We start from the raw sequence: 22,007 nt of genomic DNA, 5'->3' as shown, positions 1-22,007 counted from the left end.
GAGGCAGACGCGGGTGCCGCCGCTCCGGATGTCCGCCGGCATGCCGTTCGGGGCGGAGGACGGACGGGTCCGACGGCGGTGGGCCGCTGTCGCGGCGGCCGTCCTTTCCGCCCCCGCTCGGCGAAGAATGACAGGCGCTCGCCAGCAATCCCCTCTCGGCAAGGCCCACTTGGCGACACCGCGCCGACGCCTGCCGACTTTCTGCCGGCTCGGTGCAAAGCACTCGCTCGGCAGACGGCGGACGGGCCCGGGACGACTCGGCGAGCGCAACCCGGATCCGCCTTCGTCGCGCGGGTGCCGGCCGGCCCTGCGGACGGCGCCGCGGGACGCGGCCGGCCGCCACGGGAGCGAGGCCGAGTCAAGGACGGGGCACGTGGAGGCACGCAGCCGTCGACGAGGCCGGCGTGTACGGAGCCCGCCGGCACACCGTGAAGAGTTGAACCCCTACCGCACCACCCCGCGTCCCCCCGCGGCAGCGGCGCGGCGGCGGACCTCGCCGTACGCCTCGCGTGCCTCCGCGCCCAACTCGCCGCCCGCTTCCGCCGCTTCGGCGTACGCGGTGGCCGCCGCGTCCAACTCGTCGGCGGCCCGGCGGGGTTCGGGCGGACCGCGGTGGTCGAGGAGTTCGGCGACGAGCAGGTGGGTGTGGCCGAGCTCCAGTGCCAGCTCGGCGCGGAGCTCGCCGGTCGGTGCGGACGGCATGTGGTGCCGGAGCCCTCTGACCGCGTCGGCGAGGAGCGCGACGCCCTCATCTGCAGCTTCGGAGAGGGCAGGGGCCGGCGCCTGGCGGGCCGCGCGGAGCACGAGGCGGGCGCGCGTCCGCAACACCCGTGCGAGCGGGGCCGGTTCGCCGAGGGAGCGCCACGCCGCGTCGGCCGACGCGCAGGCGCGGGCGGCCTCGTCGTCGTAGCCGGCCTCCGCGTAGGAGTCGGCCGCGAGGTGGAGGAGGTGGGCGCGGTCGTACGGGTCGTCCTCCCGGTCGGTGAGGTCCGCCGCGGCGGCGTAGTCCTCGGCGGCCGAGCGGTGGGCCGCGAGCGCGCCGTAGGCGGAGGCGAGCCAGAAGTGGGCGCGGGCGCGGCGGGACGGCGGGTGCGCCTCGTGCAGCAGGGGCAGGGCCCGGCGGAGCGTCCGTACCGCCGCACGGTGGAGGCCGAGTGCCAGGAGGGCGCCGCCCAGGCGCATCCGCGCGAGGGCTCCCGCGCCCTCCCCGTCGCCCTCCTCCTCGGCGGCGAGCGCGGCCTCCCGCCAGGCAGCCGCCGCCTCCCGCCGGCCGTCTGCCGCCTCGACGGCCTCGGCGTACAGGAGGCGCAGACGCACGTGGTCGGCGGAGGCGGGCACGTCGCCGCGGTCGGCGTCGTCGAGTGCGGCGGCGAGCACTTGGACGGCTTCTTCGGGGTCCTCGGCTTCCAGCAGGACGCGGGCCAGGGCGAGTTGGGCCCCCGCAGCGGACCACGGTCGGCCGGCCGCGCGATAGCAGGCGACTGCCTCACCGAGGTACTCCCGTGCCCGCGGATCGTCGGCGCACCGCTCGGCGAGGCGTCCGCGGGACTCGGTCGCCTCGGCGATCCTGGCGCGGACCGCGGGCTCGGCTGCGTACGGCTGCGCGAGCGCGACGAGTTCGGCCAACCGTGCGTCCAACTGCGCGGCGGCAGCGTCCGGTTGGCGCGCCTCGGGGAGCAGCGCCGACTCGATCCTGGCGCGCGTGAGGAGGACGGCCGTGGCCTGGCGCAGGTCGGCGTCCCCGCTGCCCAGGAGCCGGTGCGCGGCGCCGCACAGCTCGTCCGCCTCGGCGAAGGCCGCCGCCGGGTCGCCGGCGAAGGCGGTGGCGAGCACGGCGCGGGCCCGGCAGGCGAGCGCCGATCCCGGGAGGCCGTACGCGTCGAACTCGGCTGCCGCGCCGAGGAATTCGGTGACGGCCTCCCCCGGGCGGCTGCGCGCGAGGTCCATCGCACGGTGGTCGCGAAGCTCCGCGCGGGCCGCGCCCGGCAGCAGCGCACCGTGGTCGGACGCCGCGTCCACGGCCGACCACGCCGCCTGCGCTTCGGGGCGCCCGTCGGCACTCAACCGCCGTGCGCGCAGGAGGAGTTGTTCCGGACCGCCGCGCGGAAGGGGTTCCGTGGGCCCGCCGTGCACCGCGAGCGCGTCGAGCAACGGTGCGGCGGCCAGGCGGACCTTGCTGCGGTCGCCCGCGGCGCTCGTACCGTTGCGGCGGTCGAAGCGAGCGGCGAGGTCGAGAGCCTCGTCGAGCGTGGCGCGCAGGTGCGACGCCGTGGTGGGGCGGCCGCCGTCCGGAGTGTGCAACCGCTCCTCGCCGCCGCCCAGTTCGCAGCTTCGGCGCAGCACAAGCGAGACGGCGACCAGCCACTCCAGACGGGCGGCAGGCTCTCCGCTGCCGGGCTCGCCCGCGAGGTACTGCTCGGCGAGGATTTCGAACCCCCGCTGCTCGTTGCCGGTGCGCGCGCAGAACTCCAGGTGCGCCGCGACGTCGCCGAGCGCGCCCGGCGCGGTGCGCGCGAGGCGGTAGCCGCGCAGGTGATGCCCGCGCACGAGAGCCGTGCGGCCGACGCGGACGAGCGGCAGCACCGAAGCGGCGAGGGCGGAGGCCCGGCACACGGCGCAGCCCGCCTCTCCATGCTCCGGACCGCCCGGGAGCCCGTCGCGCGGCGCGAGCAGCGGACGCCACGCGCGCAGCGCCCCCGCGTCGTCGTTGCCCGCCAACAGGTGGCCCTCGAAGAGGAGTTCGCAGCCGCGGCACTCCGCTGCGCCGTCCCGCGGCGCCCGCCGCCAGGCGTCGGCGGCACGCTCCGCGCGCCCGGCGTCGCCGAGGTGCAGCGCGAAGGCCGCTTCGGCGCGGTGTATGCCGCGGAGCGAGTAACCGGCGCGTCCGGTGCGTTCGGACGCCTCGCCGAGCCACTCCTCGATCGCGTCGAGCGGCACGTGCGGCTGGGCCACCATGGCGTCGACGGCGCCGGGGAACGCCCGGTGGAGCGCGCGCCGTTGGTCGGGGCCGAGGTCGCCGGGACGCTCGTCGAGGACGCGCAGCAAGCGGGCGAGGGGCGCGAACAGACGGGCGGACGCCCCGGACCGGGAGGCGTCGGCGAGCTGGGCGAGGTGGATCTCCGTGCGGAGGCCCTCGTCCGCCTCGGCCGCGCGGCGGGCCTCGTCGAGCGCCTCGGTACGCTCCCAGCCGGACGGCAGCGCCTCGGCGCGCAGGAACCGCTCGCGCGGTCCGGCATCGGTACTCATCCGGCCTCCCCCGTACGGCACTTCGGCTGCCGGCCGCTCGGGGTGCCGCCCTGCACCGTTCTCGCTCTCCGTCTCCCGGTCACCGAGCGATCCTAGGCGGACGCGCGCCGGCGCACCACGGCGCCTCCCGTCCCTTCCCTGCACAGGGGGTGGGGGGCCACCCTCTCCTGTGGGCCGGGGCGCCGAAGTTCACGCGGCGTTCGTGTGCGCGGCACCTGCCCGGGATAGAGCTGCCACTCCGGCCGTACGAGAGTGAGGGAGACCCGATGGACCACGGCGACCCGACGAGAGCCCACGCCCCCGACAGGCGCGCCCTGTTGCGCGGCACGCTCGCCGCCTCCGCTGCGCTCTCGATGCCCGTGCTGGCGAGCGGCGCCTCGGCCGCGCCCGCGCACCTGCTGCGGCGCAGCGCCCCGGCGGCGAAGTGGGGCGTGCAGGCCGGCGACGTGACGAGCTCCTCGGGGCTGGTGTGGACGCGCGCGGACCGGCCGGCGCGGATGCTCGTCGAGACCGCCCCGACGGAGGCGTTCCGCAACCCGCGGCGCTGGCACGGCCCCCTCCTCGGCCCGGAGACGGACTTCACGGGGCGGGTCGCCGTCCACGGCCTCCCGCCGGGCGAGCAGATCCACTACCGGGTCACTCTCCTCGACCCCGACGACGGCCGCCGGGCCGGCGAGCCCGAGCGCGGCACTTTCCGCACCGCTCCCCGACAGCAGCACGCGGGGGTACGGTTCGTGTGGTCGGGCGACCTGGCGGGGCAGGGCTGGGGCATCAACCCGGACCGCGGCGGATACCGGATCTTCGAGGAGATGCGCCGCCTCGACCCGGACTTCTACCTCAACAGCGGCGACACCATCTACGCCGACTCCCCGATCGAGGCGAGCGTCCCGCTGCCCGACGGCAGCACCTGGCGGAACGTCACCACCGAGGAGAAGTCCAAAGTCGCGGAGACGCTCGCCGAGTTCCGCGGCAACTTCCGCTACAACCTCCTCGACGCGCACCTGCGCCGCTTCAACGCGCAGGTCCCCACGGTCGCCCAGTGGGACGACCACGAGGTGCTCAACAACTGGTACCCGGGCGAGATCCTCGACGACGACCGCTACACGGAGAAGGACGTCGACACCCTCGCCGCCCGCTCGCTGCGCGCCTTCAGCGAGTACCTCCCCGTCACCACGCTCCCCCCGCGCGACGAGGACGGGCGCGTCTACCGCGTCGTCCACCACGGCCCGCTCCTCGACGTCTTCGTGCTGGACATGCGCAGCCACCGCAACGCCAACTCCCCGGGCCGCCAGCCCGAGGACCGCCAGGGCATCCTCGGCGCGGCCCAACTGAAGTGGCTCAAGCGCGCGCTCTCCCGCTCCCGCGCGACGTGGAAGGTGATCGCCTCCGACATGCCGATCAGCCTCGTCGTACCCGACGGCGAGACCGACGTCGAGGCCGTCGCACAGGGCGACCCCGGAGCGCCGCTCGGCCGCGAGCTCCAGCTCGCCGAACTGCTGCGGCACATCAAGCACGACGGCATCACGGGCACGGTCTGGTTCACCACCGACGTCCACCACACGGCCGCGCACCGCTACGACCCCGACCGGGCCGCGTTCGGCGACTTCACGCCGTTCTGGGAATTCGTCTCCGGGCCGCTCAACGCCGGCGGATTCCCCGCGCTGAAGCTCGACGCCACCTTCGGGCCGGTCCAGCGGTTCCTCAAGGCCCCGGAGAAGGCGAACACGCCCCCGTCGGAGGGCGGCCAGTACTTCGGCCAGGTCGACATCGACGGCACGACGCGCGAGATGACGGTCCGGCTCCGCGAACAGGGCGGAGCCGTCCTCTTCACGCAGACGCTCCACCCCGGCTCCGCGTAGACGCCGACGCACCCTGATACTCGTCGGCCATGGCCTACCACCACCTCGACGCCTCGGCCGCCTCCGAGTTGACGTACCGCGCCGTCGGCGCGACGGCGGGACGCCTGCCGCCCGGGCTCCCCGGTGCGCTGTGCGTACGGACGCGGATCGGGCGGGGGCGGGGCGTGTTCGCCGTCGCCGCACGGGAGTTGTCGGGGTTCCGGATGCACCGCGCGATGGGCGTCGAGGTGTCCGCGTCCGCGCCGCGGGCCGCCCCCGGGGTGCGGGTGCTGGTGGGAATCGGTCCGCGCGCGGTACGGGTGCGGTGCGCCTGCCGGGTGGTGTGGACGCGGTGCGACGGGTCGGCGGCAGGGTGGGCGTACGGCACCCTGCCGGGTCACCCGCTGAGCGGGGAGGAGGCGTTCGCGCTGCGGCTGGAGCCCGACGAGACCGTGGTTCTCACCGTCACGGCGTTCAGCTCGCCGGCGGTCGGATGGGCGCGCGCCGCCCTGCCGCTGGTGCGGCTCTTCCAGCGCGCGTACGCGCACTGGTGCGGCGCGGTGCTCCGCAGGCTGGTGCGGTCGCACCGGCACCGGGCGGGCGATTCGGGCAAAGCCCGCAACTTCCGCGAAACCTGAGGCAAGTCGGCGGATGCGCGCTTAATCAACGGGTCACACACCGTTCGTGATCACGCAACGCCCGTCCGCGAAAGTGGACGGCATGACGGAGAAGACCGCGAAGGCCACCCGTACCCGTCCCGCGCCGACCGCGCGGGAGCCGCACCGCTGGCGGCGGGAACTCGTCGAGCTCGCCGCGCTGTTCCTCGCCGTCACCGTCGCCGACACGGCGGCGAAGACAGTGGTCAACGCACCCGACGGGCCCGTGACACTCGCCGTCGCCGCGCTCGTCCTCCTCGCCACCGTCGCGTTCCACACCTGGTGGGGACGGCGCCGCCGGCACGCCGCGCCCGACGAGGAGCCGCCCGTCCCGGAGGAGGCCGGCGAGGCGCCCACAACGCTGTGGCGGATGCGGACCACCGTGCGGGAGGAGCCCGGCGCGCTCGCCGCCCTGTGCGGCGCCCTCGCCGACCGCCGCGTCGACATCCTCGCCCTCCAGACGCATCCGCTCGGCCCCACCGCCGTCGACGAACTCCTCCTCCGCGCCCCCGAGTCGCTGGAGCCCGGCACGCTGTCGCACAGCGTCGCCGCGGCCGGAGGGAGCGACACCTGGCTGGAGCGGGCCGACGCGCACGACCTCGTCGACACCCCGACGCGGGTCCTGCGTCTCGCCACCCGCACCGCCCTGGATCCGGCCGAACTCCCGCCGGCCCTCCGCGGACTGCTCGGCCGCTGCCGGCTGCGGTGGCTGCCGGCCGACGGCGGGGAGGCACCGGCGTCCATGACGGAAACGGTGCTCACGCTGCCCGACCCCGCGGGCGGACGGCTCCTCGTCGAGCGTCCGGCCCTGCCGTTCACGCCGACGGAGTTCGCGCGCGCCCGCGCCCTCGTCGAGCTCGACGCCCGCCTCGGCCGCCGCCTGCCCGACCGGCGCGAGAACTGCGCCCTCCCCGAGGGCCAGCCGATCACCGTACGCCGGGCAGGGCCCGACGACCTGGAGGCGGCGAAGGCGATGCAGGCACGCTGCTCGGACGAGACGCTCACCGCGCGGTACCACGGCCCACTCAGGGACGCCGACCGGTACCTGGAGCACCTGCTCTCCCCGCGGTTCGGGCGCACCCTCGCCGCCGAGACGGCGTCGGGCAGGCTCGTCGCGCTCGGACACCTGCTCCGGGACGGGGAGGAGGCCGAGGTCGCGCTGCTCGTCGAGGACGGGTGGCAGCGGCGCGGTGTCGGCGGAGCTCTGCTACGGCGCCTCGTGGACACCGCGCGCCGGGCGCACGCCGAAAGCGTCTACGCGGTGACGCGCGCCTCCAACACCGGGATGGTGGCGGCGATGCGGAGCCTCGGACTCCCGCTCGACTACCGGATCGAGGGAGGCACCCTCGTGATCAGCTCCCTGCTGACGGCCGAGCATGCGCCGGAGGACGCGATGGACGCCGGCGGCTGCGTGCCCAACTGACCGGGCGGCTCGGCGAATGCGCCGGCGGCGAATACGGGTGACGCCGCCGGCGCGGCGTACCAGGATGGGCGCATGTCCGATGCATTGAACGCCACCGCCCCCCTGCCCCGCGAGGTCGCCGACGCCTACGTGGACGCGCTCGTCGCCCTCGATCCCCTCACCGGCACCTACCTCGGCGTCCCGGAGAGCAACCGGTACCTCCCCGACTTCTCCCCCGCAGGCCAGGAGAGGCTCGCCGGGCTCGCACGCGAGACGCTCCAGCGCCTCGCCGACGCCGAGGAACGGCCCGGCGGCGACTCCCCCGCCGAACGGCGCTGCGCCAGGCTCCTCCGCGAGCGCCTCACCGCCGAACTCGCCGTGCACGACGCGGGCGAGGGGCTGCGCACCGTCAGCAACATCGAGTCCCCTGTGCACTCGGTCCGCGGCATCTTCACCGTGATGCCCACCGAGACGGCGGAGGACTGGTCGGCGGTGGCCGACCGGCTGCGCGCCGTGCCGGCGGCTCTGGAGGGGTACCGGGCCTCACTCGGACAGGGCCTGGAGCGCGGCCTGCTCGGCGGCCCCCGTCAAGTCGAGACGCTGGTCGAGCAGTTGGCGGAGTGGACGGGCGCCTCCGGCGGCGACGACTGGTTCGCCGACTTCGCCGCCGAGGGCCCCGAGGAGCTGCGCGGCGAACTCGCCGCGGCCGCGGAGGAGACGACACGCGCGTTCTCCGAACTCGCCCGCTGGCTGAGGGAGGTGTATGCACCGGCCGTCGCGGGCGCCTCCGACATCTACGGACGCGAGCGGTACGCCCGGATGTCCCGCCTGTGGAACGGCAGCGACCTCGACCTGGAGGACGCGTACGCCTACGGATGGGAGGAGTTCCACCGCATTCTCGGCGAGATGCGCACCGAGGCCGAAAAGGTGCTCCCCGGCGCCGCCTCCCCGTGGGAAGCGCTCAAGTACCTCGATGAGCACGGCCGTTCGGTCGGCATCGACGAGGTGCAGGGATGGCTCCAGTCCCTCATGGACGAGGCGATCGCGGAGCTGGACGGGACGCACTTCGAGCTCTCCGAGCCCGTCAAGCGCGTGGAGTCGCGCCTCGCCCCGCCCGGCGGCGCCGCCGCTCCCTACTACACGCAGCCGTCGCTCGACTTCTCGCGTCCCGGCCGCACCTGGCTGCCGACGATGGGCGAGACGCAGTTCCCCGTCTACGACCTCGTCAGTACCTGGTACCACGAGGGCGTCCCCGGCCACCACCTCCAGCTCGCGCAGTGGGCGTACTGCTCCGACGACCTCTCCCGCTACCAGACGGGCGTCGGCATGGTGAGCGCCAACGCGGAGGGTTGGGCGCTCTACGCCGAACGCCTCATGGACGAGCTGGGCTTCCTCACCGACGCCGAGCAGCGCCTCGGCTACCTCGACGCGCAGATGATGCGCGCGGTCCGGGTCATCGTCGACATCGGCATGCACCTGGAGCTGGAGATCCCCGCGCACTCGCCGTACCACCCCGGGGAGCGGTGGACGCCAGCGCTCGCGCAGGAGTTCTTCGGCCGGCACAGCGGAAGGCCGGCCGAGTTCGTGGAGAGCGAGATCGTCCGCTACCTCGGGATGCCGGGCCAGGCGATCGGCTACAAGCTCGGCGAGCGCGCCTGGCTCGCCGGCCGGGAGGCGGCGCGCAGGGCGCACGGTGCCGCGTTCGACGCGAAGAAATGGCACATGGCGGCGCTTTCGCAGGGGTCGCTCGGGCTCGATGACCTCGTCGAGGAGCTGTCGGTGCTCTAGCCGCCGCGCTCCGCGCCACCGTACGCGGTGGACGCGGAGCCGGCCGCGCCGGTCCGGTCCCCGGCTCCCCGCCCGGGGCCCCGGCGCGTCAACGCGCGTAGCCGCCCTCGGAGTTGATCACCTCTCCCGTGATCCACTCGGCCTCGTCCGTGCAGAGCCACGAGACGAGCCTCGCCGCCTCGTCGGGGGTGCCCCACCGGCCGCCCGGGAAGAGGCGGGCGACCGCCAGATGCTCCTCGCCCGTCACGTAACCGGTGTCCACGGGGCCGGGGTTGACGGTGTTGAGGGTGACGCGCTCCTCGGCGAGGGCGGTGGCGAGGGTCCGCGTCGCGGAGGCGAGCGCGCCCTTGGCGAGGGCGTAGGCGACCTCGTCCGGCATGCCTCCGCGGCGGTCCTGTCCCGAGGTGAGGCAGACGATGCGGCCCGTCGGCGGCTCGTCCTCGGCGCGGCGGCGCAGCTCGGCCTCGGTGCTGCGCCGCTGACGCACGAACGCCTGCGTGAGCAGCACGGTGGAACGGGTGTTGACGGCCCAGTGCGCGTCGAGCATGCCGGCGTCGATCGCGTCGAGAGGGCCGTCGTCGCCGCTGAGGGCGTGGTTGGCGACGAGGATGTCGAGGCGGCCGCCGAGCGCCTCCGCCGCGTCGGCGACGAGCCGCGCCGGTGCGTCGGGCTGGGCGAGGTTGGCGGGACCGTCGGCGAAGACGGCGTCCTCGGTGCCGACCTCGCGGACGCTTTCGAGGACGGCCTCGATGCCGCCCGAGTCGGCGCCCCAGGGCTGCTCCTCGTCGTGCGGTGTGTGGTGGTGGAGGTAGACGCTGGCGCCGTAGGCGGCGAGCCTGCGCGCGACGGCGTGCCCGATGCCGAGGCGCCTGCTGGCGCCGGTCACCAGGGCCGTGCGCCGGCGGAGGGGGTACGGGTCGCGGTAGGGGGAGGCGGGCTTCGGGGGCTGGTTCATGGGGCGATCCTGGTACAGGGGGCGCGCCGTGTCATGCGTATCCGGCGCGGGTCAGCCGGTGCGCGTGCCTCCGGCCTCCCGCGTGCCCGGGGGAACTTGGGGCCGCCGGCGGAGGCGGGCCGGATCATCGGTCGGCGGGTGTCACCTGGGCGGCCGGTAGCCCGGGAGCGGGGGCTGGGGCGGGCGGTGGGCGTTGTCTGCGCGGCCGGTGGGGCGAGGACGGGGGCGGGTCCGGCTGCGGGGGATGCACGGCGGGCGGTGGCGCTCGGGGTCCGGCCTGCTGCGGGGGTCGGGGCCCCGGCGTGCCCCGTCTCGGCGTTCCGGCTTCGACGCGGAAAGCGGCGCTTCCGTGCGACCGCCTCTTCCGGATGCCTGCATGCGTACGCCTGACACAGCCGCGGGGCTCGGCCGCTCGGCATGCAGAGGTACGCGGCAGGTGCACACCCCAACCCGACTTGCGTTGCCCGGTGTTGGCGCCAGCGCAGTACCTCCCGGGAGGGGCGTCGGACGGCACTCGGAACGCCCGCCCGACGCCCCCGCGAAAGCCCGGTGGCTCACTCCCGCATCGGTGCCGACCGGTGGCGCAGGGTCGAACCGGTGCGGGTCTTGAGGACCTCGAGCTGGGTGGGGATGCGCTGCCGTAGATCGCCGACGTGGCTGACGATGCCGACGCAGCGGTCGCGTTCGCGCAGCGAGTCGAGGACGTCGAGCACCTCGTCGAGGGTCTGCTCGTCGAGGCTGCCGAAGCCCTCGTCGATGAAGAGGGTCTCCAGGCGGGTGCCGCCCGCCTCCTCGGTGACGACGTCGGCGAGCCCGAGGGCGAGCGCGAGCGAGGCGGAGAAGGTCTCGCCGCCCGAGAGGGTGGAGGTGTCGCGCTCCGCGCCCGTCCACGCGTCGACGACGTGGAGGGCGAGGCCGGATCTGCCGCGGCCGGAGGCGCGTTGATCCGAGTGGACGAGGGTGTACCGGCCGCCCGACATCCGGGAGAGCCGGGCGCCGGCCGCCGCCGCGACCTGTTCGAGACGGGCGGCGAGGACGTACGACTCCAGCCGCATCCGGTGCTCGTTCTCCTGCGAGGTGCCGGCGGCCAGCGACGCGAGGCGGGCCACCCGGGCGGCCGACTCGCGCAGCGGTGCGAGGTTCTCGGCGTCCTCGGCGGCGAGGAGACTGAGGCGGTCGAGTTCGGCGCATCGGGTGCGGCAACTCTCCTCGGTCGCCGAGGAGTGGCGCAGGCGGCGGGTGGCGCTCTCCAATCGGGCCTGCGTCTCCGAGGGTTGTGCGGGGGGAGCCGCGGCGGCGTGCCGCAGTCGCGGGTCCTCCAGGCCGGCGGCGACGGCGGCCTCCTCCGCCTCGCGACGGGCGAGGCGCTCCCGCAGCTCGCGCTGCTCGGCTTCGCCGAGGAGGGCTTCCGTCGCCTCCTGGGGCGTGGCGAAGTCCGCGCGCCGCGCTGCGGCGGTGAGTTCGGCCTCGGCCACCTCGAGGTGCTGCGCGCTTCCACGGACCGCGCGGGCCGCCTCGGCCGCCACGGCGAGGAGTTCGACCCGCCTCTCCAACTCGGCGGTGCGGACGGAGACGCTCGCCGCGTCGCCCCTCGCCGCCGCGACCTCCTTCTCCAGCCGGCCGGCCTCCAGGAGCAGCGCTTCCCTGCGCGAAGTGTTCGCCGCCACCCGGCGCTCGGCCTCGCCGCGCGCTGCCGTCCTGCGCGCGTACTCCCCCTCGGCTGCGGCGAGCGCCTCCCGCGCGGTGTGCGCCTCGCCCGCCGTGCGCCGCGCTGCGGCGTGCTCCTGCTCCAACTCGGCGTGTTCGCGGTGGAGTTCCGCGGCGGAGCGGTCACCGGCCGAGGCGGTGGCGGCGGCGAGCCGCTCGCGGAGCGGGACGAGTCGGCGCTCCGCCTCCTCCGCCGCCTCGTCGGCTCGCTGGTAGTGCTCGAACGCCTGCTCCTCCGCGGCACGGTCGACGTGGTCGGCTCCGGCGCGCGCCGGAGCCGGATGCTCCGCCGAACCGCAGACCGCGCACGGCTCCCCCGCGACCAACCGCTCCGCGAGCTCGGCCGCGATGCCTAGGACCCGGCGCTCCTTGAGGTCGAGCCAGGTCTCGCGCGCGGCCCCGGCCCGCTCGGCGAGGCGCAGGCGCCGCGCCTCTTCTTCCTCGCGCTGCACGACGAGGGCGTCCCGGGTGCGGGCCGCGTCGCGCCGCTCGCGGGCGGGGCCGAGGAGGCCGGCGAGGTGCTCGGCACGGGCGACGGCCTGCTGCGCCTCCTCGATCCCGCTTTGCAGCGCGGACCTGCGTCCTTCCCAGCCGGTGAGCCACTCCTCGGCCTCCCGCAGCAGCTCCTCGGCGGCCGCCGACTCGTCCTGCAGCGCCTCGACTTCGGACTCGACCTCGCCGAGCCGCCCCTCGCTGCGTGCGGCCGCCGCGAGGCCGCCGAGTTCGGCCCGCAGCTCGCCTTCTCGCACGGCGAGCTGCTCGGGCGAAGCCGAAGCGAGCTCCGCCGGGAGCGGGGCGCGGGCCCGCGTCTCCGCCTCGGCGGCCCGCCGGTGCTCGGCCGCCGCGGTGCGGCTGCGGGCGACGGAAGGCGCGACCGCCTCGGCGGCGCGCGCGAGCTGCAGCCGGCGCGCGGCGGCGTCCCGCTTCCCCTCCGTGGCGGAGAGGCGCTCGGCGCGCTCCCGGAAGTCGGCGTGCGCCTGCTGGTCGCGGGCGAGTTGGCGCACCGACTCCAGCTCGGCGGTGACCGAGACGTGGCGGGACTCGTCGAGCGCGACGGCGCTGCGGGCCGCGGCGAGGCGCTCCCTCGCCGCAGTGCGCGCGAGGGCTGCCCACTCCAGCACCGTCTCGGCGAGGCGCGGGTCGCCGGGGGCGAGCTGCTCGCCGCTGCGCGCCCTGGGCACCGGCGAGGTGCCCGGCTCCGCGCCGGGCAGCGGGAGATCGCCGACGCCTGTATCGGTGCCGGCGGCCTGGCGCATCCGCTGGGCAAGGGCGAGCAGCTGTTCGTCCCCCTCGCGGACGTCCTGGGCGGCGAGGCGGCGCTGCTCGGCGAGGCGCTCCTCGACGGCGGCGAACCTTCCGGTGTCGAAGAGGCGCCCGAGGAGCCGTGCGCGGTCCTCCGCATTGGAACGGAGGAACCGCGCGAAGTCGCCCTGCGGCAGGAGCACGACCTGGCAGAACTGCTCGCGGCTCATCCCGAGGAGGCGGCCGACCTCCTCGCCGATCTCCTGGTGCGAGCGGCTGAGGCCCCGCCACCCGGCCGTCGCCGCGTCCCATTCGCGGAGTTCGGAGCGGGCGCGCTCGCGCGTCGTCCCGCTGCCGCGGGCCTTGGGGCGGAGCTGCTCAGGTTGCCGGGTGAGCTCCAACCTGCGTCCGGCGACGGTGAGTTCGAGAGTGACGGCCGTGCGCACCGCCGGGTCCGCGTGGTCGCTGCGCAGGGCGGCGCCGGGCTGCTGGCGCGCGCCGGGGACGCTGCCGTAGAGGGCGTAGCAGACGGCGTCGAGGACGGAGGTCTTGCCGGCGCCCGTCGGGCCGTGGAGCAGGAAGAGGCCGCCGGAGGAGAGCGCGTCGAAGTCGACGTGCTGGGTTCGGGCGAAGGGTCCGAAGGCCGTGACGTCGAGCCGGTGGAGCCTCATCGGGCCACCTCCTGCGCCGCCGCCTCCACGCGGACGGCGTCGAGCGCCTCCTGGAGCATGCGGCTCTCGGGGGCGTCGGGGCCGCGGCCGGCGCGGACGTGGGTGACGAAGTCCTCGGCGACCTCGCGGTCGGAGCGGCCGCGCAGCCTGCCCGCGTACGAGCCGCCGGCCCCGCCCTCGGCGCCCTGCGGGTCGAAGACGAGGGAGAGCACGTGCGGGAACCGCTCGGCGAGGCGGGCCATGGGTTCGTTGGGGCGGTGCGCGTCGGTGAGGGTCGCCTCGACCCAGGAGTCGGTGTGACGGTCCAACTCCGGCTGCTCCAGGAGCTCCTGGAGGGTGCCGCTCAGACGGGCGAGGGGCCGCGGCACGGGCAGCTCCAGGCGCTCGGTGCGGAGCCCGCCCGCGGCGTCGAGGTCGACGAGCCACATGGATTTGCGGTGGTCGGCCTCGGAGAAGGAGTACGCGAGGGGGGAGCCGCTGTACCGGACGCGGTCGGTGAGGCGCTGGGGGCCGTGCAGGTGGCCGAGGGCGGCGTAGTCGACGCCTTCGAAGACGGCGGCGGGGACGGCGGAGACACCGCCGACGGTGATGTCCCGCTCGCTGTCGGACGGTTCGCCGCCGGTGACGAAGGCGTGCGCGAGGACGACGGAGCGGGTGCCGCGTGCACGCGTGTCCAGGTCTGCGCGGACCGCGTCCATCGCGGCGCCGAGCACCGCGGTGTGGCTGCGCCCCGCGGCGCCGACGGCCGGGGCGCTCAGGGCCGGCTCCAGGTACGGCAGGCCGTAGACGGCGGTCTCCACGCCGTCGGCGCTGAGCACGACGGGCTCCGCGCAGCCTTCCGGGTCGGTGCGCAGATGGATGCCGGCGCGGGCCAACAGCCCCGACCCGACGCCCAGTCGGCGGGCGGAGTCGTGGTTCCCCGAGATCATCACGACGGGCACGTCGAGCGCGGCGAGCCGGTGGAGGACGGTGTCGAAGAGCTCGACGGCGGGGAGCGGGGGGATGGCACGGTCGTAGACGTCCCCGGCGACCAGGACGGCGTCGACCTCGCGGTCGCGGACGGTCTCCACGAGGTGGTCGAGGAAGGCACGCTGGGCTTCGAGGAGGCTCACGCGGTGGAAGCTCCGGCCGAGGTGCCAGTCCGAGGTGTGCAGCAGGCGCATGGTCAACGACCCTAGACGCCACCACTGACACCGGCCGTTCGCCCTCGTCACGACGGCCGCCGCGCGCCTCTCGCGAGGTGCACCGGCGTCCGGAAAGCCATCTCCGGTGGCCCGGCGCGGGGTTGGCCGCCGAGTCGCACCCTGCTCAGTCGGTGACGTACGCCTCGCCGCCGAGCTCCAGCCGCGCGCCGCCCGCCGTCGCGTCGGCCAACCAGGCGCGGAACGCCGCGATTTCGGCCTCGGGGACCCCCAGCTCGATCTCCACCTCGGCGCCGTAGCGCACCTCGCGGACCGTACGGCCGCCGGCCCGCAGGTCGTTCTCGAGGCGGCCGGCACGCTGGTGGTCGGCGGTGACGGTGACGAGACGGTACCGGCGGCGGCGCACGGTGCCGACCGCGTCGAGCGCTTCGCCCACGACGCCGCCGTAGGCGCGGATGAGCCCGCCCGCGCCGAGCTTGACGCCGCCGAAGTAGCGCGTGACGACGGCTGCCGCGTACCGCACGTCGCGCCGCAGCAGCATCTGGAGCATCGGCGCCCCTGCCGTGCCGCCGGGCTCGCCGTCGTCGCTCGCCTTCTGCACCGACGCGTCCGCACCGACCACGTACGCCCAGCAGTTGTGGTTGGCCCCCGGGTGTTCGGCCCGTACGCGGGCGACGAAGGCACGCGCGTCGTCCTCGTCCGCCACGGGCGCGAGGGCGCACCGGAACCGCGACCGGTTGATCTCCGTCTCGTGGACGCCCTCGGCTGCGACGGATGCGAACTCGTCAGGACCCTGCTCCATACGGCAACCCTATGCAGGCGGGGTCCGCACGTGCGGCCGGGGGAATGCCGGAAACCGTGCGGGCGTTCTCCCGGCCGCACGCACAGCCGCACGAGCACCCGCGCGACGCAGGAGGCGCAGATGTACGCAGAGCCCGGCCAGGTCCGGCGCATCCTCACCGAACTCGGCGACACCTGGGCCGTGGTGGGACTCTCGGCCAACCGCTCCCGCGCCGCGTGGGGGGTCGCCGAGGTGCTCCAGCGGTTCGGCAAGCGGATCGTCCCCGTCCACCCGAGCGCGGAGACCGTCCACGGCGAGCAGGGATACCCGTCGCTCGCCGACGTCCCCTTCCCCGTCGACGTGGTGGACGTCTTCGTCAACTCCCGGCTCGCGGGCCCCGTCGCGGACGAGGCCGTCTCGACGGGGGCGCGGGCCGTCTGGTTCCAACTCGGGGTCGTCGACGAGGCGGCGTACGACCGGACGCGGGCGGCCGGTCTCGCGATGGTGATGGACCGCTGCCCCGCGATCGAGATCCCGAGGCTCGGCGGCTGAGGCCAACGGCGCGTCGGCGGCGGATCGCCCTCAGCGCGGCGGCGGGACGCTGACGGCCATCACCATCGCGACCGGCTCGTCCCCGTCGTTGCGGTAACCGTGGGCGGCGTCCGACTCGAAGGCGGCCGAGGTGCCGGCCGGGACGCGGTACTCCTCGCCCTCCACGGTGAGGGTGAGCTCGCCCGACGAGACGTGCACGAGTTCCGCCGTGCCGGCCGGATGCGCGTCGGAGTCGCTGGCGTCGCCCGGCATCAGCCGCCACGACCACAGCTCCAGCGGCCCCGGTGCCTCGGCCCCCGCGAGGAGCGTGCTGTGGCTGCCCGCCTCGGTCGACCAGAGCCGGACCGCCTGCGCCTCGGGGACGATCCGGACGCGCGGCTCCTGGTCGAAGTCGAGGAGCGTCGTGATGCTGACGCCGAGCGCGTCGCCGATCTTGACGACGGTGCCGACGCTCGGGTTGGTCCGCGCCTGTTCCATCTGGATCAGCATCCCGCGGCTGACGCCTGCCCGGGCCGCGAGCGCGTCCAGCGTGAACTGCCGTTCCGTGCGCAGGCGTTTGAGGTTGCGGGCGAGGGACAGGGTCAGGCGGTCAAGGTCGGTCACGGGCGTCTGCACCGTCCCCTCGGTCAACAATAATGGATGCAGAAGTACACTGAACTCGACTACGGTGGAGCGCGTGCAGGGTGCACTCCGCGCCACCGCCGACTCCACGCCACTGTACTCAGGGGAGCCACCGAGATGACCGCTGCGTTCGCACTCGCCACCAGCCTGCTGTGGGGCCTCGCCGACTTCGGCGGCGGGCTCCTCAGCAAGCGGATGCGCGAGCTGACCGTCGTGGTCGTCTCCCAGGGGGCGGCCGCCGTGGTGCTCGGCGCGATCGTGGTGGCCACGGGGGCGTGGAGCGAACTCGACGCGCGGCTGCTGTGGTGCGCAGGGGCGGCGGGCGCCATCGGCCCGGTGGCGATGCTCGCCTTCTACCGCGCTCTGGCGCTCGGTCCGATGGGCGTCGTCTCGCCGATCGCCACCCTCGGCGGCGTCGTCGTCCCGATCGGCACCGGTGTCCTTCTCCACGCGGAGCGGCCGGGCGTCTGGCAGGCGGCCGGTGTCCTCGTGGCGCTCGGCGGCGTGGTGCTCGCCGGCGGGGTCGGCTCGGGCGGTGCCTCCGTGGAGCGGCGCACGATCGGGTTGACGCTCGGCGCCGCGCTCGGCTTCGGCGCGACGATCCAGCTCATCGCCGAGGCCACGCCCACGGTCACCGGGCTCTTCCTCGCGCTCTTCGTCCAGCGGCTGGTGAACGTCGTCGTGGGCGGCGGCGCCCTCGCCGTCTCGGCCCGCCGCGGCGCCCCCGTACTGCCGGCGGGCGGGGTGGCCGAAGTGCGGGCCGCGCTGCCCTCGCTCGCCTTCGTCGGACTCGCGGACGTCGCGGCCAACGGCACCTACGCCGTCGCGGCGCAGAGCGGCCCCGTCACCGTCGCGGCCGTGCTCGCGTCCCTCTACCCCGTCGTCACGGCGCTCGCCGCACGCGGCGTCCTCCAGGAGCGGCTCCGCGCGCTCCAGACGGCCGGGGCCGGCCTCGCGCTCCTCGGTTCGCTGCTGCTCGCCTCGGGCTAGGCGCCGGGGCCCTCAGGCGCGCACCACCAGGCTCAGCAGCATGCCGAGGCCGACGAGGGCGACGGCGCAGGCGAGCAGGATGCGCAGCAGGCGGTCGTTCACGGTTGGGCGTCCCTTCGACACGGGGCTCTCCAGCGGGCGCTCTCCCCCAGTGTGCCGTCACCGCCGGGTGCTCTCGCCCTTCCCCGACGCCTTCCTGGACCCCACGTCGGGACCGGCGCCGCCCGCCAACTCGGCACCGGCGCGCAGCTGCTGCGGAGTGACGCCCTCCGGCACCGGGACCGGGGGCGGTGTCGCGAGCGGCGGCTGCCAGCCGGACTCCTCGTCCCAGCGGCGCACCACCCGCGCCGGCACCCCGGCGACCACCGCGTGGTCCGGCACCTCGCCGCGGACGACCGAGCCCGCCGCGACGACGGTGTTCCGCCCGAGCCGCGCCCCCGGCAGCACCACGGCGCCCGCGCCCAGCCAACTGCCCGCGCCGATCTCCACGGGAGCGGCGCGCGGCCACTGGCGGCCGACGGGCTGGTGCGGGTCGTCGTACGAGTGGTTGGTGGAGGTGATGTAGACGTAGGGGCCGCAGAAGACGTCGTCGCCGATGGTCACGGCGGTGTCCGCGACGACGTGGCTGCCGCGGCCGAGCACGACGCCGTCGCCGATCCGCAGCACCGTCTCGGGGCCGAGGTCGAGGTCGGGCATCATCCCTGCCGTGAGCGTCACTTCCTGCCCGACGACGCAGTGGTCGCCGAGCTCGATCCACCCGGCACCGAAGACGGTGCCCTGCGGGAAGGCGAGTCGGGTGCCGGTGCCGATCCGGTGGAAGGCGTAGCCGCCCGGGTGCTCCGGCGTGACCGCGCCGGCGCGCTGGGCCAGTCGCCAGGCACCGTGCACGGCGCGCGAGGCGAGCCTGCGACCGAGCGCGCCGAGTCGCGGCCGCGCGCGTGAAGTGCGGTGGGAGGACACGCGGTCACGGTAGACGGCGGGACGGATACGGCACCTCCGGAGTCGCTGTGATCTTTCTCCCGCCGATCGCCTACGGTGCTGCCGTGCCGGGGTACCGGTGGAGCCAACGAGTCGGCGGAGGTCGAGAGATGGGCGAGCAGCAAGCGGTGGTGGCCGCTGTCGGTGGGCGGCGTCCCAGACTGGCCGACAGCGCGTACACGGCACCGACCTCGGTGGTCGTGGGCGAGGTGACGATGGGCGAGAGCACGGGGCTCTGGTACGGCGCCGTGCTGCGCGGCGACGCCGCCTCGGTCTCGATCGGCGCGGGATCCAACATCCAGGACAACAGCACCGTCCACGCCGATCCCGGCTTCCCCGTGACGGTAGGCGAGCGCGTCTCCGTCGGCCACAACGCGGTACTCCACGGGTGCACCGTCGAGGACGAGGTGCTCGTCGGCATGGGCGCGACGGTGCTCAACGGCGCCCGGATCGGGGCCGGTTCGCTCGTCGCGGCGCAGGCGCTCGTGCCGCAGGGCATGCAGGTGCCGCCGGGATCCCTCGTCGCCGGCGTGCCGGCGAAGGTGAAGCGGGAGCTCACCGAGGAGGAGCGGGAAGGGGTGCGCCTCAACGCGGCCGTCTACCTCGACCTCGCGGAGGCGCACCGCGGTGCCGAACCGGTCGACGGCCGTGCACGGGACGGCGGTTCGCACGACGGGGCCGCGCCCGAGCAGTGAGGTTCCGCCGCCCGCCGCGCGGGGGCTGGGCCGACTCGCGGGCACGGCTCAGTCGTTGGGCCTGAGCGTCCAGACGACGGTCATCTCCCCCGTCTCGGCCCCGTCCTCCCGCGTGAGGGAGACGTGGACGGGGAACTCGGGACGGGTGCCGGCGTCGAGCTCGGCCACGACCTCCGCGACGGGCCGCCGCAGGGTCGCGGTCGCGGTGACGCGCCCCCTCGCCACCTTCTTGTAGCTGACCTCGGCGCGGACCGGCAGCGGCACCGCTCTGCCGAGCTGGTCGGCGAAGGCGGCGAGGGTGACGGCCCCGCTCGCCGACTCGCCCGCGGTGAACATGGCGCCGGCGTGCGGGCCTGCGACGTGGTTGCGGTACTCGGGCTGGTCGGGGAAGGCGACGACGGCGCGCTCCGGCGTCGTCTCCAGGTACTCCAGGTTGAGCGTGCGGACCATCGGCACGCTCGCCGCCATCAGTTCGCCGATCGACGGCTGGGGTTCGGCTGTCATGCCCGGAGGTTACCATCGGGTAATAAATCTGCTTCCGCCGCTCCCCCGTATGTACCGGCTCGGTACCGAAGCCCCGCACCGCGTGGCCGCGAACGACCGCTGCCCATAGGCTTGTCGGCCATGTGGCCAGGACAGCAGCCGCCAGGGGGCGAGCAGAACCCGCAGCAGCCGAACCCGTACCAGCAGCCGGGGTACGGGCAGCCGAACCCGTATCAGCAGCCGGGGTACGGGCAGCAGGCACAGCCCGGGTACGGACAGCAGGACCAGAACCCGTACGGCACCGACCCGCAGTGGGGGCCGGCGAGTTCGCCGGGGCCGCAGAAGCCCTCGGGCGGGAAGCGGGGCCGGAAGACGGCGATCGCGATCGTCGCCGCGGTCGCCGTCGTGGCGGCCGCCGTGGTGACAGGGGTCTTCGTGCTCGGCGGCGACGAGGACGAAGACGAGGCGAAGGGCGGTTCGCCCTCACCGACCACCTCGGCCTCACCGGATCAGCAGCCGACGCAGCAGCCGGAGCCGCAGCCGACGAAGTCGGACGGGAGCGCCCCGGTGACGCCCGGCTGGCAGGCCGTCGTCAACCCCAAGTGGTACTCGGCCTTCGACGTACCGAAGACCAAGGACTGGGAAGTGTCGAGCCCCGGCACCATCACCGGCTTCGAGGACGACGACGGCAAGGTCCTCGTCGCGATGTCGGCGCCCGCCTACTACAAGGACGACTGGTGCAAGAGCTCGACGAGGGCAGGGGTGGGCACCAAGGGCGCGCAGGGCTCGAAGAACACCAAGGAGGCGGCTCGGATAGCCGCGGGCAACTTCGCGATCGCCGGCTTCGACCAGGACCAGAAGGGCAGCCTCAAGCAGAGCAAGCCCCGCCCCTTCAAGAACGAGCACGGCATCAAGGGCCACGTCTCCACCGCCCGGATCACGGGGGCACCGAAGGAGGACAAGTGCTCGGCCGACGGGAAGGTCACCGCCGTCTCCTGGATCAACTCCAATGACGACCTGGCGATCTGGGTCTTCTACAGCGACATGAACGTCGACGACGAGGTGCCGGACGCGACCGTCAAGAAGATGATGGCGAGCCTGCGGAGCTACGACGCCGGCTCCGCGGGGGACGACGACGAGCCCCGCGGCTGACGAGCCCCGCGGCTGAGGCCCCGCCGGCCTCCCCCGCTATTCCAGGCTGAAGGAGCCGGCGGGCGGCTCGGGGGAGGCGACGGCGGTGCCCTCCGCCACCGGTGCGGCGCCCCGCCGCAGCTCGCCGAGGGCCGACCCGTGCGCCACCCGCGCGGGGAACGGGTCGGCCGCGCACCGCCGGGCCAACTCGCCCACCGGCAGCGGCTCCTGGCTCGCCGCCAGCACCACGTTGCCGAACCTGCGCCCGCGCAGCACCGAAGGCTCGGCGATCACGCAGACCTCGGGGAAGACGGCGCCGACCGTCGCCAACTGCGGGGCGAGGAAGGAGAAGGGCGCGGCGTCGGCGAGGTTGGCGACGTAGAGGCCACCGGGACGCAGCGCCCGCGAGGCCGCGCGCACGTAGTCGACGGCGCCCAGATGCGCCGGGACGCGGGCGCCGCTGAAGACGTCGGAGAGGACGGCGTCGAAGCGGTCGGGCTCCGCCGCCTCCAGCGCCGCGCGCGCGTCCGCCGTGCACAGCCGTACCCCGCCCTCCGCCGGTAGGGGCAGGAACTCCTCGACGAGCGCGAGGAGTTCGCCGTCCGCGTCGACGACGGTCTGCTGCGAACCCGGGCGCGTCGCGGCGAGGTACCGCGGCAGCGTGCAGGCGCCGGCGCCGAGGTGGAGCGCGGCCAGGGGCGCCTCGGGCGGCGCCGCGGCGTCGAGGAGGTGCGCGACTCGGCGGGCGTACTCGAACTCCAGGTGGCGCGGGTCGTCGAGGTCGACGTAGGACTGGGGCGCGCCGTCGACCGTGAGCAGCCAGGCGCGCGGCCGGTCGACGTCGGGCAGGAGCTTCGCGGTGCCGCCTGCGACGGCGCGGGTGACGGGGATCGGCTCTGACACGACTCCATTGTGCGGGGCGCGGGCCGCCCCACGAGCGCCGACTGCGCCCGTGCGCCGGCGCGTTGCTCCCTTTCCCCAAATCCGGTGTTTTCTCCGTCACTTCGCCGGCTCAGCGAATGCCACCCGGGCACGGGCCGGTTGGCCGCCGCCCGAACCGGCTCGAGGCGAGGTCGGCGGCGGGGAGAGGCGCCGGGTGGTGGGCGGGAGAGGCGGGACGGAACGGCGG

General features: G+C 75.2%; 17 protein-coding genes. 8 read left to right on the top strand and 9 right to left on the bottom strand.

Going from position 1 to position 22,007, the window contains the following annotated elements:
- Nucleotides 1-444: 444 nt before the first annotated feature.
- A complete protein-coding gene (locus UWG_RS0127840) occupies nt 445-3,246 on the bottom strand; it encodes a hypothetical protein (protein WP_016910479.1) in 2,802 nt (933 codons plus the stop codon).
- Between the two features lie 266 nt (nt 3,247-3,512).
- Here UWG_RS0127840 and UWG_RS0127835 point away from each other — a divergent pair, with 266 nt between their 5' ends.
- From UWG_RS0127835 to UWG_RS0127820, 4 genes are all read left to right on the top strand, one after another.
- Nucleotides 3,513-5,105: an alkaline phosphatase D family protein gene (locus UWG_RS0127835; RefSeq protein WP_016910478.1), complete on the top strand. Its 1,593-nt coding sequence runs from the start codon at nt 3,513-3,515 to the stop codon at nt 5,103-5,105.
- Nucleotides 5,106-5,134: 29 nt separating this feature from the next.
- Nucleotides 5,135-5,722 (top strand): DUF1990 family protein, encoded by a 588-nt coding sequence (locus UWG_RS31230; protein ID WP_016910477.1) that lies wholly within the window; start codon nt 5,135-5,137, stop codon nt 5,720-5,722.
- A gap of 82 nt (nt 5,723-5,804) precedes the next feature.
- On the top strand, nt 5,805-7,163 hold the full coding sequence (locus UWG_RS0127825; protein ID WP_016910476.1) for a GNAT family N-acetyltransferase: 1,359 nt from the start codon (nt 5,805-5,807) through the stop codon (nt 7,161-7,163).
- Nucleotides 7,164-7,235: 72 nt separating this feature from the next.
- Nucleotides 7,236-8,930: a DUF885 domain-containing protein gene (locus tag UWG_RS0127820; RefSeq protein ID WP_016910475.1), complete on the top strand. Its 1,695-nt coding sequence runs from the start codon at nt 7,236-7,238 to the stop codon at nt 8,928-8,930.
- An 88-nt stretch (nt 8,931-9,018) separates the two neighbouring features.
- On the opposite strand, the gene UWG_RS0127815 is transcribed toward UWG_RS0127820, so the two are convergent.
- The 4 genes from UWG_RS0127815 to UWG_RS0127800 all read right to left on the bottom strand — a co-directional run bounded on the left by UWG_RS0127815 (nt 9,019) and on the right by UWG_RS0127800 (nt 15,449).
- A complete protein-coding gene (locus UWG_RS0127815) occupies nt 9,019-9,885 on the bottom strand; it encodes an SDR family oxidoreductase (protein WP_016910474.1) in 867 nt (288 codons plus the stop codon).
- Between the two features lie 554 nt (nt 9,886-10,439).
- Nucleotides 10,440-13,505: an AAA family ATPase gene (locus UWG_RS0127810; RefSeq protein ID WP_016910473.1), complete on the bottom strand. Its 3,066-nt coding sequence runs from the start codon at nt 13,503-13,505 to the stop codon at nt 10,440-10,442.
- Entirely contained in the window at nt 13,502-14,668 is a 1,167-nt protein-coding gene (locus UWG_RS0127805) for an exonuclease SbcCD subunit D (protein ID WP_016910472.1), read from the bottom strand. The genes UWG_RS0127810 and UWG_RS0127805 overlap by 4 nt, the downstream gene beginning before the upstream one ends.
- 145 nt (nt 14,669-14,813) lie before the next feature.
- The gene (locus UWG_RS0127800; RefSeq protein WP_016910471.1) at nt 14,814-15,449 is read right to left on the bottom strand and encodes a YigZ family protein; all 636 of its coding nucleotides are present in this window, start codon (nt 15,447-15,449) and stop codon (nt 14,814-14,816) included.
- 120 nt (nt 15,450-15,569) lie between these two features.
- On the opposite strand from UWG_RS0127800, the gene UWG_RS0127795 reads away from it, so the two are divergent.
- Nucleotides 15,570-15,980 carry a CoA-binding protein gene (locus UWG_RS0127795; RefSeq protein ID WP_016910470.1) on the top strand — a complete coding sequence of 137 codons (411 nt, stop codon included), beginning with the start codon at nt 15,570-15,572 and terminating at the stop codon, nt 15,978-15,980.
- Between the two features lie 30 nt (nt 15,981-16,010).
- Here the strand turns inward: UWG_RS0127795 and UWG_RS0127790 are convergent, their stop codons facing one another.
- Nucleotides 16,011-16,583, bottom strand: a complete 573-nt coding sequence (locus UWG_RS0127790) for a helix-turn-helix domain-containing protein (protein ID WP_029391832.1) — start codon at nt 16,581-16,583, stop codon at nt 16,011-16,013.
- Between the two features lie 135 nt (nt 16,584-16,718).
- On the opposite strand from UWG_RS0127790, the gene UWG_RS0127785 reads away from it, so the two are divergent.
- The gene (locus tag UWG_RS0127785) at nt 16,719-17,591 is read left to right on the top strand and encodes an EamA family transporter (protein WP_016910468.1); all 873 of its coding nucleotides are present in this window, start codon (nt 16,719-16,721) and stop codon (nt 17,589-17,591) included.
- Nucleotides 17,592-17,750: 159 nt separating this feature from the next.
- Here the strand turns inward: UWG_RS0127785 and UWG_RS0127775 are convergent, their stop codons facing one another.
- Entirely contained in the window at nt 17,751-18,551 is an 801-nt protein-coding gene (locus UWG_RS0127775) for an acyltransferase (protein ID WP_016910466.1), read from the bottom strand.
- Between the two features lie 128 nt (nt 18,552-18,679).
- On the opposite strand from UWG_RS0127775, the gene UWG_RS0127770 reads away from it, so the two are divergent.
- The gene (locus tag UWG_RS0127770; protein WP_016910465.1) at nt 18,680-19,264 is read left to right on the top strand and encodes a gamma carbonic anhydrase family protein; all 585 of its coding nucleotides are present in this window, start codon (nt 18,680-18,682) and stop codon (nt 19,262-19,264) included.
- 48 nt (nt 19,265-19,312) lie between these two features.
- On the opposite strand, the gene UWG_RS0127765 is transcribed toward UWG_RS0127770, so the two are convergent.
- Nucleotides 19,313-19,768 carry a DUF4442 domain-containing protein gene (locus UWG_RS0127765; protein WP_016910464.1) on the bottom strand — a complete coding sequence of 152 codons (456 nt, stop codon included), beginning with the start codon at nt 19,766-19,768 and terminating at the stop codon, nt 19,313-19,315.
- A gap of 120 nt (nt 19,769-19,888) precedes the next feature.
- Here UWG_RS0127765 and UWG_RS0127760 point away from each other — a divergent pair, with 120 nt between their 5' ends.
- Complete coding sequence (locus UWG_RS0127760) at nt 19,889-20,899, top strand: DUF8017 domain-containing protein (protein ID WP_016910463.1); 1,011 nt, start codon at nt 19,889-19,891, stop codon at nt 20,897-20,899.
- A 36-nt stretch (nt 20,900-20,935) separates the two neighbouring features.
- On the opposite strand, the gene UWG_RS0127755 is transcribed toward UWG_RS0127760, so the two are convergent.
- Entirely contained in the window at nt 20,936-21,781 is an 846-nt protein-coding gene (locus UWG_RS0127755; protein ID WP_016910462.1) for a spermidine synthase, read from the bottom strand.
- Nucleotides 21,782-22,007: the final 226 nt, after the last annotated feature.

This window comes from Streptomyces xiaopingdaonensis (assembly GCF_000262345.1).
Lineage (GTDB): Bacteria > Actinomycetota > Actinomycetes > Streptomycetales > Streptomycetaceae > Streptomyces > Streptomyces xiaopingdaonensis.
Note: the sequence above shows the minus strand (reverse complement) of the source record. Positions and strands in the feature narration are given on the sequence as shown.